The 13,063-nt window shown below is 71.7% G+C and carries 11 protein-coding genes; 4 read left to right on the top strand and 7 right to left on the bottom strand.

Annotated features, from left to right (window positions below; all coding sequences use genetic code 11):
- Positions 1-195: 195 nt before the first annotated feature.
- On the top strand, positions 196-795 hold the full coding sequence (locus tag ABZX61_RS07105; RefSeq protein ID WP_350726742.1) for a TetR/AcrR family transcriptional regulator: 600 nt from the start codon (positions 196-198) through the stop codon (positions 793-795).
- A 32-nt stretch (positions 796-827) separates the two neighbouring features.
- A complete protein-coding gene (locus ABZX61_RS07100; protein ID WP_355192204.1) occupies positions 828-2,225 on the top strand; it encodes an MFS transporter in 1,398 nt (465 codons plus the stop codon).
- A gap of 14 nt (positions 2,226-2,239) precedes the next feature.
- Here ABZX61_RS07100 and ABZX61_RS07095 read toward each other — a convergent pair whose 3' ends face one another.
- The gene (locus ABZX61_RS07095) at positions 2,240-3,469 is read right to left on the bottom strand and encodes a cytochrome P450 (protein WP_355192202.1); all 1,230 of its coding nucleotides are present in this window, start codon (positions 3,467-3,469) and stop codon (positions 2,240-2,242) included.
- A 120-nt stretch (positions 3,470-3,589) separates the two neighbouring features.
- On the opposite strand from ABZX61_RS07095, the gene ABZX61_RS07090 reads away from it, so the two are divergent.
- Positions 3,590-4,966, top strand: a complete 1,377-nt coding sequence (locus tag ABZX61_RS07090; protein ID WP_355192200.1) for an FG-GAP and VCBS repeat-containing protein — start codon at positions 3,590-3,592, stop codon at positions 4,964-4,966.
- 38 nt (positions 4,967-5,004) lie between these two features.
- On the opposite strand, the gene ABZX61_RS07085 is transcribed toward ABZX61_RS07090, so the two are convergent.
- The 6 genes from ABZX61_RS07085 to ABZX61_RS07060 are packed head-to-tail and all read right to left on the bottom strand — an operon-like array spanning position 5,005 to position 10,905.
- Entirely contained in the window at positions 5,005-6,528 is a 1,524-nt protein-coding gene (locus ABZX61_RS07085; protein WP_355192198.1) for a HAMP domain-containing sensor histidine kinase, read from the bottom strand.
- Positions 6,525-7,220 (bottom strand): response regulator transcription factor, encoded by a 696-nt coding sequence (locus tag ABZX61_RS07080; RefSeq protein ID WP_350726732.1) that lies wholly within the window; start codon positions 7,218-7,220, stop codon positions 6,525-6,527. Before ABZX61_RS07080 ends, ABZX61_RS07085 begins: the two co-directional genes overlap by 4 nt.
- Positions 7,217-7,762 (bottom strand): hypothetical protein, encoded by a 546-nt coding sequence (locus tag ABZX61_RS07075; RefSeq protein ID WP_350726730.1) that lies wholly within the window; start codon positions 7,760-7,762, stop codon positions 7,217-7,219. Before ABZX61_RS07075 ends, ABZX61_RS07080 begins: the two co-directional genes overlap by 4 nt.
- Before the next feature lie 10 nt (positions 7,763-7,772).
- The gene (locus tag ABZX61_RS07070) at positions 7,773-9,035 is read right to left on the bottom strand and encodes an ABC transporter permease (protein ID WP_355192195.1); all 1,263 of its coding nucleotides are present in this window, start codon (positions 9,033-9,035) and stop codon (positions 7,773-7,775) included.
- Positions 9,032-9,775, bottom strand: a complete 744-nt coding sequence (locus ABZX61_RS07065) for an ABC transporter ATP-binding protein (RefSeq protein ID WP_355192193.1) — start codon at positions 9,773-9,775, stop codon at positions 9,032-9,034. The genes ABZX61_RS07070 and ABZX61_RS07065 overlap by 4 nt, the downstream gene beginning before the upstream one ends.
- Positions 9,772-10,905 carry a biotin/lipoyl-binding protein gene (locus ABZX61_RS07060; protein ID WP_355192191.1) on the bottom strand — a complete coding sequence of 378 codons (1,134 nt, stop codon included), beginning with the start codon at positions 10,903-10,905 and terminating at the stop codon, positions 9,772-9,774. Before ABZX61_RS07060 ends, ABZX61_RS07065 begins: the two co-directional genes overlap by 4 nt.
- Positions 10,906-11,081: 176 nt before the next feature.
- Here ABZX61_RS07060 and ABZX61_RS07055 point away from each other — a divergent pair, with 176 nt between their 5' ends.
- Positions 11,082-12,821: an efflux RND transporter periplasmic adaptor subunit gene (locus ABZX61_RS07055; protein WP_355192189.1), complete on the top strand. Its 1,740-nt coding sequence runs from the start codon at positions 11,082-11,084 to the stop codon at positions 12,819-12,821.
- Positions 12,822-13,063 lie beyond the last annotated feature (242 nt).

Raw genomic sequence — 13,063 nt, 5'->3', positions numbered from 1 at the left:
GAAGCCCTCGCCTCATCATCAAGACAGCCCACCAACTGCCGACAGGCGCCCCACCACATCATCAAGGCAAGCCATCAACCGCCGATGGGCCGTTCTCGCTGGTCCGGTGTCCGTTGGCGGTGGGGGGATTCGGAGGGGAGGGTGAATGAGGGGAGTGCGCGTCGGCTTGTGACGATCCAGGCCTACGATGGGCGTATGCCTCGGATCTCCGCCGCCACGATCGGCGAGCATCGAACGCAGACGCGGGACCGGATCCTGCAGGCCGTCTCCCGGCTGTCCAGGGTGCACGGTATCGACGCGATCTCGATGACGGACGTGGCCGGCGAGGCCGGGATCACCAGGACCGTCCTGTACAACTACTTCCCCGACAAGGCGGCGCTGTTGCTGGCATTCACCGAGCGGGTGACCCAGTACTTCATCGACAGCTACGAGCAGGAGCTGCCAGGGGGTGCCTCACCGGCTGATCGGCTGCGGGCGTTCGTGCGGCTGCAGTTGACCGGGCTGGTCGCCCATCCGCACCCGGGTGCCGCTGACCTCAGTGCCGCGCTCGGGCCCGACGCCTACCAGCAGCTGGCCGAGCATGTCGCGCCCATGCAGCGCATTCTGGTGGAGATCCTCGAGAGCGGGGTCGAGTCCGGCGATTTCCGGGTGCTCGACGTGCAGGCCACAGCTCGCATGATCCTCGCTGTCGTCGGCGCCGAGCGGGTTCCGCTGATCAGCGGGAGCGTGACGGTGGACCGGGCCGGGGAGCTGGTGTCCGAGTTCGTGCTCCGGGCCATCGGCGGACTCGCGTGAGCGGTACGGCTGACGGCCCGGGGACGGCGCCCGTGAACGGCCATGTCCAACTCGGGTCCGCCCGCGGCCGCTGGATCCTGGCGGCGACCGTGCTCGGCTCCGGGCTGGCGCTGCTCGACAGCACCGTGGTCAACGTCGCCCTCCCGTTCCTGGGCAAAGAGCTCAACGCGGGCATGGACGGCCTGCAGTGGACGATCAACGCGTACACGCTCACCCTCGCCGGGCTGATCCTGCTGGGCGGGTCGCTGGGCGACCGGTACGGGCGGCGGAAGATCTTCTTGATCGGCACGGTGTGGTTCGCCGTGGCCTCGGCGCTGTGCGGGCTGTCGCCGAACATCGAGTTCCTGATCTCGGCCCGAGCCCTGCAGGGCATCGGCGGGGCGTTGCTCACGCCGGGTTCACTGGCGATCATTCAGGCGTCGTTCGTGCGCCACGACCGGCCCCGGGCCGTCGGGGTGTGGTCCGGGCTGGGCGGTGTGGCCAGCGCGATCGGGCCGCTGCTGGGCGGCTGGCTGGTGCAGAGCGTGGGGTGGCGCTGGGCGTTCCTGATCAACCTGCCGTTCGCGGCGCTGATCGTGCTCGTGACCCTGCGGCACGTGCCGGAGAGCAAGGACGAGGAGGCGGCGGGGCGGTTCGACGTGCTGGGGGCGGTGCTGGCGGCGCTGGCGTTGGCCGGGATCACGTACGGGCTGATCGAGATGGGCGCGCCGATACCGCTGATCGCGGGGCTGGTGCTGGGCGCGGCCTTCGTGGTGACCGAGATCCGCAGGTCGCCCGACGCGCTGGTGCCGGTGGAGATCTTCCGCAACCCGGTCTTCACCGCCGTGAACGTGGTGACGCTGATCATGTACGCGGCCATGGGCGTGGTGTTCTTCCTGCTCGTGGTCCAGCTCCAGGTGGTGTCCGGATTCGGGCCCATCGCGGCGGGGCTGGCGATGCTGCCGACGACGATCCTGATGCTGCTCCTGTCGCCCCGGGCCGGAGAGATCGCCAAGCGACGCGGGCCACGCTGGCCGATGACGGGCGGGATCCTGCTCGCGGCCGGCGGATTCCTCGCGATGAGCACGATCGGGCCGGGCGCCTCCTACGCGCTGCAGGTCCTGCCCGCGGCGACCCTGTTCGGGCTGGGGCTTTCGGCGGCGGTCGCGCCGTTGACCTCGACCGTGCTGGCCACCGCCGAGGAGCGGCATGCGGGCACCGCCAGCGGCGTCAACAACGCCGTGGCCCGCACCGGGAGCCTCCTCGCCGTGGCGGCCGTGCCGCCGCTGGTCGGGCTGGTGGGTGACGCGTTCAGGAACCCGCCGGTGTTCAACGCCGGGTTCCACATGGCGATGCTGGTCAGCGCCGGGATGATGGTGGTGGCGGCGCTGATCACGTTCTTCACGATCAGGACGAACGTGCTGGCGGTCGACGACGACCAGCCCGACTGAGCCCCGTCACAGCGTCAGAAGGTGAACGGCTGGGCGCGGACGCTGTTGTCGAAGTTCGACAGCAGCAGGTCGGGCTCGCCGACCGAGCGGATGTCGGGCAGCCTGGTCAGCAGCTCGCGGAACATCGTCCGCATCTCCTGCCTGGCCAGGTTGGCGCCGAGGCAGAAGTGCGGCCCGGGGCCACCGAAGCCGACGTGCGGCTTGGTCTCGCGGGTGATGTCGAACGTGTCGGCGTCGGGGAAGACCGACTCGTCCCGGTTGGCCGATCCGTAGAACAGGACGACCTTGTCGCCCTTCTTCAGCTCCAGCCCGCGCAGCGAGTAGTCCTCGGTGACCGTGCGCCGGAACTGCATGATCGGCGACACGTACCGGACCATCTCCTCGATCGCGCCGTTGATGTGCGTGTCGAAGTCGCTCATCAGCAGCTCGCGCTGCGCCGGGTTGTCGGTGAGGAGCTTGATGCCGTGCGCCATCGTGTTGCGGGCCGTCTCGTTGCCCGCGACCAGCAGCAGCGAGAAGAACGAGCCGAGCTCCTTGTCGGCCAGCTTCTCCCCGTCGGGGTTGGCGTTGACCAGCAGGGACACCAGGTCGCCCTTGGGGTCGGCGACGCGCTCGTGGCCGAGCTTGATGACCATGCGCTGCAGGGCGAGCAGGGCCAGCATGTTCTGGCCGGCCATCTGGACGCTGCGGGCCAGGCTGGGGCGCACACCGGTGTACGCGGTGGAGATGTCGACGTGCTGGTGGACCTTCTCGCGCAGCTCCTGCGGGATGTCCAGCATGTCGCAGATGACATGGATGGGCAGCCGGGCGGCCACCTGGGCGACGAAGTCGCGCGGCCCGTCCCTGACGACGTCGTCGACGATGCGGGCACAGGCGGCCTCGATGCCGCTCTGCAGGCCGGCCAGCATCTTCGGGCTGAACGAACGGGTGACGATCCGGCGCAGGCGAGCGTGGCGCGGGTCGTCCATGTTGACCATCGACTCCCCGAACACCTGCTTCACCCAGCCGGGCGGCTCCGGGTTGGTGACGGCGGGCTCGCTGGAGAAGATCTTGGCGTTGCGGCTGGCCTCGACCACGTCCGTGTGCCGTACGAGGGCGTAGAAACCCTTGCCTGAGCGCAGGAACGGCACCTTCTTCTCGGGGAAGAACACCGGATGCTCCACCTGCCGGAGCCGGGCGAACGCCTCGTTACGCTCCTTGGGCGGCTTACGCCAGAAATCCAGATCCGCGAGATCGATGTCCACGCGTCTATCCTGGCACGTTCCCACCACGCCGTGGATCGCCAAGCGATGTGCATCCGGCTCTCCTGGGCCGTTCTCGCGCTGTTCAGGCACGGTTCGACCTGTGTGGACATTACTTCCGTTATGAACCTTCTCCTCGCCGCCTGCCTGGTTCTCCCTCTCGCCTCCGGCACGACTCCCGCCGCGGCACGGGCGTGCGGCGGGCACCCTCTCGACTTCGACGGCGACGGACGGCCCGACCTCGCCGTGGCCGCGCCCTACGACGACTCCCGGGCCGGGTCGGTGACCGTGATGTACGGGTCCGGAAAGAAGGTGAAGCTCACCCAGAACGGCGCCGAACCCGGTGACTCGTTCGGATCGGCGCTGGCCGTCGGCGACTTCAACGGGGACAAGTGCGCAGACCTGGCCGTCGGGGTGTCGGAGGAGTTCGTGGGGGCGCGGGTGCCGGGCGGGGACGGGAACGGGGTCGTCCAGATCTTCAACGGTTCGGTCGGCGGGCTGGTCCCGGGCAAGGAGCTGGCGCCGGCCAAGCCGTCCAGCGACCGGTTCGGGGCGGCGCTGGCCGCCGGTGACCTCGACGGGGACGGCAAGGACGAACTGGTCGTCGGCGCGCCCAGCCACCGCTCGGGCGGGGCGGTGACGGTGTACTGGATGAAGGGGCGCAAGCCGTACCAGATCACTCAGAAGACGTCGTGGGTGCGGCAGGCGGCGAACGTGACCGACCAGTGGGGCGCCGCGCTGGCGACCGGGGACTTCGACGGGGACGGCAAGGACGAGCTGGTCGTCGGCGCGCCCGCCGACAGCGTCACTCTGGACGGCCAGGGGTCGGTGACCGTCGTCGACGTACGGGCGAAGCGGGCGCGGGTGCTCACCCAGAGCAGCCCCGGCATCAAGGGGGCCTCCGAGAAGTGGGACGCGTTCGGGGCCTCGCTGGCCACGGGCGACTTCAACGGGGACGGGCGGGCCGACCTGGCCATCGGGGTGCCGAGTGAGGGGCTCAGCGCGAACCAGCGGGCCATGGACTACGGCGACGGCACCGTGGACGTCCTGTACGGGTCGCGCGGCGGGCTGACCACCCGCAAGAGCGAGGCGTGGTCGCAGAACACGCTCAAGGGGGTGCCCCGGTACTACGACCGGTTCGGGGCGTCGCTGGCCGCCGGGGACTTCAACGGGGACGGGCACGACGAGCTGGCCATCGGCGTGCCCGGGGAGAAGGCGGTCCAGGTGCTGGCCGGGCGGGCGTCCGGCGGGCTGACGCGGGTGGGCAACCTGCTGATCAAGGGCGAGGGGCGGGACTTCGGGGCCGCTCTGGCCGCTTTGCCGCTGAGTGAGCGTTATCGGGCGCTGGGGGCGCGGCGGCCGCTGTACGGGCTCGTGGTGGCGGCGCCGGACCAGGGGCTGGTCATGTACGCTCCCGGGTCCCGGAAGACGGGGCTGAAGCTGGGCAAGGTGCGCCGGCTCAGCAAGGGCACGGGGCTGTACGGGTACACCTTCGGCTGAGCCGCTGACGTGCTGAGTGCCGAGCGTGACGTGGGTGGTCAGGTGGGGGGTGGGGTGGCGGTGGTGGGGAGGATGATGCGGAAGAGGGCGCCCTTGCCGGGTGAGCCTTCCGCCATCACGATCCCCCCGTGCGCCTCCACCAGCGTCGCCGCGATCGACAACCCCAGCCCCGACCCGCCCGCGCTCCGCGCCGGATCCGCCCGGTAGAAGCGCTCGAAGACGCGTTCGGCCACCTCCGGCGGGAAGCCGGGCCCCTCGTCGGCCACCTCGACCACGGCCTGGTCACCGTCCAGCCCGACCCGCACCTGGAAGGGCGTGCCGGGCGGCGTGTGGGTGAGGGCGTTCGTGACGAGGTTGTTGATCACCTGCCCGAGCCGCGACTCGTCCCCCGTCACGGTCACGTCCCCCTCACCCCCGAACAGCCGCACCAGCTCGATCCTGCGGTCCGGCGCCAGCGTCTGCGCGTCGATGACGGCGGTGGCGGCCAGGCTGAGCAGGTCCACGGGCCGCCGGGCCAGCTCCCGCCGCTGGTCGAGGCGGGCCAGCTGGAGCATGTCCTCCACCAGCAGCCCCATGCGGGCCGCCTGCCCTTCGATGCGGCTCAGCAGCCGTACGGCCTCCGCCAGGTCCTTCTCCTCCCCCAGCCGGTACAGCTCGGCGAACCCCCTGATCGACGTCAGCGGCGTGCGCAGCTCGTGGGAGGCGTCGGCCATGAACCTGCGCATCAGCTCCTCGGAGCGCCGCGCGGCCGTGGCGGACTGGCGGGCCGACTCTGCGGCCGCCTCGCGCTCGCGCGCCGCCGACTCGATCTGCGCGAGCATGCCGTTGAGGGAGCGGCCGAGCTTGCCGACCTCGGTGGTGGCCGCCCACATGGGCACGCGGCGGGACAGGTCGCCGCCCGCGATGTCCTTGGCCGTACGCGCGATCTCGCGGAGCGGGCGCAGGCTGCGGCGTACCAGCCAGTAGCAGGCGAACCCGAGCACCACCAGCGTGCCGCCGCCGGCGACCCCCACGATCAGGGCGAGCTGCGAGACCGTGGCGTCCACGTCGTTCAGGTTGACGGCGATCACCCGGGTCTCGCCGTCCCGGACCGGCACGGCGGTGACGCGCCAGCTCGGGCCACCGGCGGCGCGCGACTCGACGGTGAAGGGGTGGCCGTGGAGCTCCAGGACCGTGGCGAGGTCGAGCTTGGGCAGGGCGGGCGTGTGGTCCTCGGTGGACTCGCTGAGCGTCCTGATCGGGGCGCCGGCGGAGTCGAGGATCACCGCGTAGAACAGGCCGAAGAAACGCTGCGGGCGGGTGCCGGAACGGGGCTGGTCGGTGGGCGGCGGGGGCGGCTCGCGCAGCGGCCGGCTGGCCGCGAGCAGTTGCTGGTCCACGCGCTCGACGAGGTAGCCGCGCATCAGCCGTACGGCGAACAGGCCGGTCACGGTGATGGCGAGGGTGACCAGCAGGAGGGTCGCCGACACCAGCCGCAGCCACAGCGGGGACCTGGCCAGGTGTTTGCGGACCGCCGCGCCCTTCGCGCGGAGGTGTTGAGCGGGAGAGACGGCGCCGCTCATATGCGGGGCGGGCGCAGGATGTAGCCCACCCCGCGCAGCGTGTGCAGGTATTTGCGGTCCCCCGTGTCCACCTTCCGCCGCAGGTAGGAGACGTACGACTCGACGAGCCCGACGTCGGTGCGCCAGTCGCCGTTCCAGACGTGGTCGAGGATCTGCGTCTTGGACAGCACCCGGCCCACGTTGAGCATGAAGTACCGCAGCAGCCTGAACTCCGTCGGCGACAGCTTCACCGGGATGCCGTCGCGCCACACCTCGTGGCTCTCCTCGTCCAGCTCCAGGTCGGCCACCCGCATCCGGTTGGGCGGCGGCACGCCGCGCCGGGTGCGGCGCAGCACCGCCCGGATCCTGGCGATGACCTCCTCCAGGCTGAACGGCTTGGTCACGTAGTCCTCGCCCAGGCCCAGCCCCGCGATGCGGTCCTCGGGGGTGTCCTTCGCCGTCACGAACAGCACCGGGACCCGGCGGCCGCGGGACCGCAGCCTGCCCGCGACCGCCAGGCCGTCCAGGTCGGGCAGCATGACGTCGAGCATCACCAGGTCAGGTGAGCTCTCCTCGGCCACCCGCAGCGCCTCCATGCCGTCGGCCGCGGTCAGCACCTCGAAGCCGGCCATGCGCAGGCTGGCCGAGAACAGCTCCCTGATGTTGGGCTCGTCGTCGACCACCAGCAGCCGGGCTTCGGGCTCGCGCGTCATCGCGGGCCTCCTCCCAGGTTCCCCTGCGTGATCGACGTCGCGGTCACCGAACCGTCGCCGCCCTGCCGGCCGCGGACGACCACCGTGGTGCCGGTCTGGAGGTCGGTCACCTTCCCGGGCTTGGAGATCTGGACGGTCGTCTGGTCGTCGGTGGCGACCGTGACTGTGGAGCCGTCCATGGTCTTCACGTAGACCTTGCCGCCCTCGACCTTCTCGACGGTGCCGATGGTGCCTCCCCCGCCGCCGCCCATCCGCTGGCCTCCACCGTAACCGGGCGGCTGTCCGGATCCGCCGCGCTGCTGGCCGAAACCGCCCTGCTGCTGGCCGTACCCGCCGCCCATGGGGCGCTGCTGCGCCCCGGCGGCGGAGGCGGCCGGCGAGCCGAACAGGTTGGCGGCCTGAATGCCGATGAGGATACCGGCCACCAGCACGACGCCGGCGGCCAACGCCAGCGTGAGCTTGGAAGCGCCCTTCTTCGGCTGGACGGCGAGCTCCTCCTTCAGGTCGTCGGGGTACGGCGAGGAGTCGTCGAGCTGGGCCATGTCATTCTCCTTACTCGTGGCGCAGGGCCTGGATCGGCCTCAGCTTGGCCGCCCGGTTGGCGGGATAACTGCCGAAGAACAACCCGATCCCCACCGACACGCCCAGCGCGAGCGCCACCGACGACGGCACGAGGACCGGTTCGATGCCGGCCACGGTGAACCTGGTCCCGATGAACGCCACCAGCACCCCGGACAGCCCGCCGACCAGGCTCAGCAGCGTGGCCTCCAGCAGGAACTGGCCCAGGATCGCGCTCCTGGGCGCGCCGATCGCCTTGCGGATGCCGATCTCGCGCGTGCGCTCCGTGACGGTCACCAGCATGATGTTGGTGATGCCGATGCCGCCCACCAGCAGCGAGATCGCGGCCACGGCGCCCAGCAGCACGGTGAAGGTGCCGGTCGCCGCGCTGACGGTCTCCTGCAAGGTGGCCTGGTTGAGGATGCGGTAGTCGGCGTTGTCGTTCTTGATGCCGTGCCGCTGGTTGAGGATGGCCGTGACCTCGGCCTGCGCCGCCGTCGTGGTCTCCGCCCCGGACGCCTGCACGACGATCGAGTTGAGCGAGCCGAACCCGCTCAGGCTCTGCTGTACGGCGGGCAGCGGCGCGATGGCCACGTCGTCGGCGTCCTGCATGCCGGTGGACCCGGCCTCCTTCAGCACCCCGACGACCGTGAACGGCACGCCGGACACGCTGACCTGCTTGCCGATGGGATCGACGGTGCCGAACAGCTCCTCCACGACGGTGTGGCCGAGTACCACGACCTTCCTGGCGGCCAGCACGTCGTCGTTGAAGAAGTACGTCCCCTTCGTGACCGGCTTGTTGACGGCCTCGAAGTAGCTGGGGTAGGTGCCGACGAACTGCGAGATCGCGTGGCTGGCGGCCCCGTACGTGGCCGTCGAGGAGGAGGCGGTCACGACCGGCGAGACGCTCCTGACGGAGGGCGCCAGGGTCTTGTCGGTCAGCGCCTTGGCGTCGGTCAGGCTGAGCTGCCTGGCCTGGGTGCGCGGGCCGGTGTTCGTGCCGCCGCCGGACGCCCGCATGACGCCACCACCACCGCCGCCGCCACCGCCGCCCGAGAACTGCGGGGAGATCGTCAGGGTGTTGGCGCCGAGGCGCTGGATGTTGCGCTGGATGCTCTGCGAGGAGCCCTCGCCGATGGCGACCAGCATGATGACCGCGGCGACGCCGATGAGGATGCCGAGCGTGGTCAGCGAGCTGCGCATCTTGTTGGCCAGCAGGCCGCGCAGCGCGAAGCGGAGGATCTCGAGCTGGTTCACCGGGCCGCTCCCGCCATCCGGGGCGGCGGGCCGTCCACCGGGCCCTGGCGGCGGTCCTCCACGATCTCGCCGTCCACCAGCCTGATCACCCGCTTGGCGTGCGCGGCCACGTCGTTCTCGTGGGTGATGAGCACGATCGTGCGGCCCGACTCGCTGAGCCGGTCCAGGATCTCCAGGACGTCGTGCGTGGAGGCGGTGTCGAGGTTGCCGGTCGGCTCGTCGGCCAGCAGCAGCGCGGGCGCGGTGACCAGGGCTCTGGCCACGGCCACGCGCTGCTGCTGGCCGCCGGAGAGCTGGTTCGGCTCGTGGTGCACGCGGTCGGTCAGCCCGACCTGGTCCAGCGCCGCCAGGGCCCGCCTGCGCCGCTCGGCCTGGCCGATGCCGCCGTACACCAGCGGCAGCTCGACGTTGGCCAGCGCGCTCATGCGCGGGATCAGGTTGAACGACTGGAACACGAACCCGACCCTGCGGTTGCGCAGGATGGCGAGCTGGTGCTCGTCCAGCTGTCCCACGTCGGCGCCGTCGATCAGGTACGTGCCGGAGGTGGGGATGTCGAGGCAGCCGAGGATGTTCATGAGGGTGGACTTGCCGGAGCCGGAGGCGCCCATGATGGCGACGTAGTCGCCGCGCTCGACGTCCACGCTGATGCCGCGCAGGGCGCGGACCTTCGCGTCGCCCTCGCCGTACTCCTTGACCAGGTCCTTCACGCGCAGGACAGGGGGAACGTCCGGGGCCGTCATCGCCCGCCTCCCGGACCGCCGCCGCCGGGCACCCCGCCACCGCCGGGGAAGCCGCCGCCACCGCCGAAGCGCAGGTTGCCGCCCGTGGTGCTCGTCGTGGTCGTCGGAGGCACGATCTGGTCTCCCTCGGAGACGCCCGACTTGATCTCGGTCAGCGTCGTGCCCTGCACGCCGACCTTCACCGGGGTCCTGGTCTGCGTGCCGTTCCTGATCAGGGTGACCGTGGTCTGGCCGCCGCTGGTGGAGACCGCCGTCGAGGGTACGGTGACGACGTTGTCGGCCTGGCCGACCACGACCTCGACCGTGGCCGTCTGGCCCAGCCGCACCTGGCCCGGGACCTTCGTGAACGTCACCGTGACCGGATATTGCACGACATTGTTGCTGGTGGAGGCGACCGGCTGGATCTGGGTGACCTTGCCCGTGGCGGTCACCCCCGGCAGGGCGTCGAACGTGACCGTGGCCTCCTGGCCGTTCTTGAGCTTGCCGACGTCGGACTCGGTGAAGGTGCCCACGAGCTGCAGCTTGCCGGTGTCGGCCAGCTCGACGAAGCCGCCGGAGCTCTGAGTGCCGCCGGAACCCGAGGACTGGCCCGTGCCCTGGCCGGAGGCCGCGCTCGAACCCGACCCGGAGCCGGATCCGGAGCCCGATCCCGAGCTGCTGCCGCCGACCGTGCCGTTCACCGCCGTGATCGTGCCCTTGAACGGCGCCTTCAGCACGGTGGCCGCGACCGTGCGCTGGGCCTCCCGGTAGGCGTTGCGGGCCTTGATGTAGGAGGCGTAGAGCTGGGCCGTCGAGGTCCCGTCGGCGACGGCCTCGTCGTACGTGGCCTTGGCCGCCGACAGGCTCTCCTGCGCGGCGTCGTCGTCGATCCTGGCCAGGAGGTCGCCCTTGCTCACCTTGTCGCCGGCCTTGACGTAGACCTTCTCGACCGTCCCCGTCGTACCGAACGAGAGGGCCCTGGACTTGGAGCTCTCGACCGCGCCCGACGCGGACACCGAGGCCACCACGGAGCCGCGGCTCGCGGTCACGGTCCTGACGGCCGTCTGGCCCGCCGCCTGTCCCGTGCCGAGCTGGGCGTACGCGAGCGCGGCACCGCCCAGCAGGAGCACCACCAGCGCTCCGTTGGTCATCAGCGCTCTGCGCCGTGTGGACACCTTCACAGGCGGTGACCCTTGCACACCAGGCTGCGCCGGAGCCGCGAGCGAGCTGAACGTTCGCTGACAACCTGAGGGTCCCTCCAGGTACACAGGTAACTCTTAGGCTGCTCGCAGCCTGGCGCGAGCCGGCTTCGCCAGGATGGGCCGCCATGAGACCGACTTTCGCGCTGGGCGGCCTCGCCCTCGCCGTGCTCGTGGCCGGGTCCGGCCTGGCGCTGGCGCTGCGCGACGACGCACCGCCCACCGTCCAGGTACGGCTCGCCGCCGCGCAGCGCGGCCAGGTCACGGCCACGGTCAGCGCGGCGGGCAACACCGTGGACGGCTCGCGCAGGGACCTGGCGTTCGGCTCTTCGGGGACGCTGACCAAGGTGTACGTCAAAGTCGGGACCAAGGTGAAGAAGGGGCAGGTGCTGGCCAGGGTCGACGGGCGGTCGGCGCGGGAGGCGTACACGGCGGCCAAGGCCGATCTCGCCGCCGCCGAGGAGGCCCTGGAGGACGCCCAGGAGAAGGCGGCGTCCCCGACCACCGCCGCCAGCCCCGCGGCCTGCACGCCGTCCGGGAACGGCGCCACGCCGGCCACGTCCGCCGGCGGGACACCTGCTGGTTCGGCGACACCCACCAGAGGTGCGACCCCCACAGGCACGGCGACATCCACGAGAGGCGCGACCCCCACGGGCCGGGCGAGCGGTGGCGTGGCCGGCGGCAACGGGGCGCTCGGGCCGGCGGCGCCGCCCACCCAGGGCGTGTCCCTGAACAACGGGAGCCCGGCCACCGGCTCCACCCCTCACCCCACCAGCACGCCGACCTCCGTGCCCACGGACCCCGGCCCCACCGACCCCGGGCCCGAGCCGCAGCCCACGGTCACGGTCACCGTGACGGCCACCGTGACGGCCACCGTCACCACGACCGTCACCGCCACCCCGACCGGCGGCGCTCCCCAAGGCGGCACCCCGGGCGGGGGCTCCGACCAGTCCGGGAGCCGTCCCACCTCGGACGCCACCCCGTCCGCCACGAGCTCCGGCAAGCCGTCCACCAGCGCGAAGCCGTCGGCGACCGGCCGCCCCACGGGCAGCGGCAAGCCGACGGCGAGAGCGAGCACCAGGCCGACCGACGGCGCCGCCCGGCCGAACGCGCAGTCCTCCTGCAACCGCGGCACGGGCTCCGCGGGCCAGAGCCAGAGCCAGGCTCAAGGCCAGGGTCAGGCTCAGGGGCAGGGTCAGGCTCAGGGGCAGGGCGGCGTCAGCGAGGAGCAGGCCGGCGCGAACGTGGACCGCGCGCAGGCCGCCCTCGAACAGGCCGCCGACGCCGTACGGGCGACCCGCATCGTGGCCCCCGCGGCGGGCACGGTGCTGTCGCTGGCGGGCGCGGTCGGCGACCAGGCGGGCACCGGCACCTTCGTCAGCCTCGGCGACCTCAACGAGCTACAGGTCCAGGCCATGGTCACCGAGTCGGACGTGAACCGGCTCAAGCTCGGCCAGAAGGCCCGGATCACCCTGGCCACCCGGAACGGCCGGCGGTACGAGGGGACGATCACGGCCATCGCGCCGACCGCGACGGTAAGCGGCCAGCTCGTCCGCTACTCGGTCACTCTGGCCTTCGACGAGCCGCCCACCGGGCTCATGCTCGGGCAGACCGCCTCGGTGACGGTCACCACGGACACGGCCGCGGACGCGATCTACGTGCCCGCCTCGGCGGTCCGCAGCAGGTCGGACGGCGCCCAGGTGGTCACGGTTCGGGCGGGCGGACGGGACTCGGCGAAGGTGGTGCGGACGGGCGTCCGCGGCGACCAGTACGTGGAGGTGACCTCAGGGCTGCAGGAGAGCGACGAAGTGGTCATGTCGGGCGCGACGAACGGCGAGTTCCCGGACGCGAGCTGGCCTGGCGCCTGACCTCCCTGGACCGGACCGGCGCTTGACCCCCTGGTCCGGCGTCTGACCCCCTGGACCGGCCCGGCACCTCCTCTCCCGCCGGGTCCCGGGCAAGGCCGCACGTGGCGCGTGCCGCCCCGGCCCGGCGCGCCCACCGGCGGCGCCACCCGGCGCCTCCGGTGGGCGCGGCAAACGCGCCCGGAGCGCGGCCGGCCCGCCGGGCGGGCGCGTGGTTGAGCGGATTTTCAGGCTGCTCCCAGCAA

It is taken from the genome of Nonomuraea sp. NPDC003709, assembly GCF_040610775.1.
GTDB lineage: Bacteria > Actinomycetota > Actinomycetes > Streptosporangiales > Streptosporangiaceae > Nonomuraea > Nonomuraea angiospora_A.
The sequence above is the reverse complement of the archived record's forward strand: the minus strand, read 5'-3'. Positions and strand labels throughout refer to the sequence as shown.

Bases quoted from the DNA above. Each gene is read 5' to 3' on its own strand.
- ABZX61_RS07085 (WP_355192198.1), bottom strand. From the start codon at position 6,528: ATGAGCGGCGCCGTCTCTCCCGCTCAACACCTCCGCGCGAAGGGCGCG.
- ABZX61_RS07090 (WP_355192200.1), top strand. From the start codon at position 3,590: ATGAACCTTCTCCTCGCCGCCTGCCTGGTTCTCCCTCTCGCCTCCGGC.
- ABZX61_RS07060 (WP_355192191.1), bottom strand. From the start codon at position 10,905: ATGACCAACGGAGCGCTGGTGGTGCTCCTGCTGGGCGGTGCCGCGCTC.
- ABZX61_RS07105 (WP_350726742.1), top strand. From the start codon at position 196: ATGCCTCGGATCTCCGCCGCCACGATCGGCGAGCATCGAACGCAGACG.
- ABZX61_RS07075 (WP_350726730.1), bottom strand. From the start codon at position 7,762: ATGGCCCAGCTCGACGACTCCTCGCCGTACCCCGACGACCTGAAGGAG.
- ABZX61_RS07055 (WP_355192189.1), top strand. From the start codon at position 11,082: ATGAGACCGACTTTCGCGCTGGGCGGCCTCGCCCTCGCCGTGCTCGTG.
- ABZX61_RS07065 (WP_355192193.1), bottom strand. From the start codon at position 9,775: ATGACGGCCCCGGACGTTCCCCCTGTCCTGCGCGTGAAGGACCTGGTC.
- ABZX61_RS07080 (WP_350726732.1), bottom strand. From the start codon at position 7,220: ATGACGCGCGAGCCCGAAGCCCGGCTGCTGGTGGTCGACGACGAGCCC.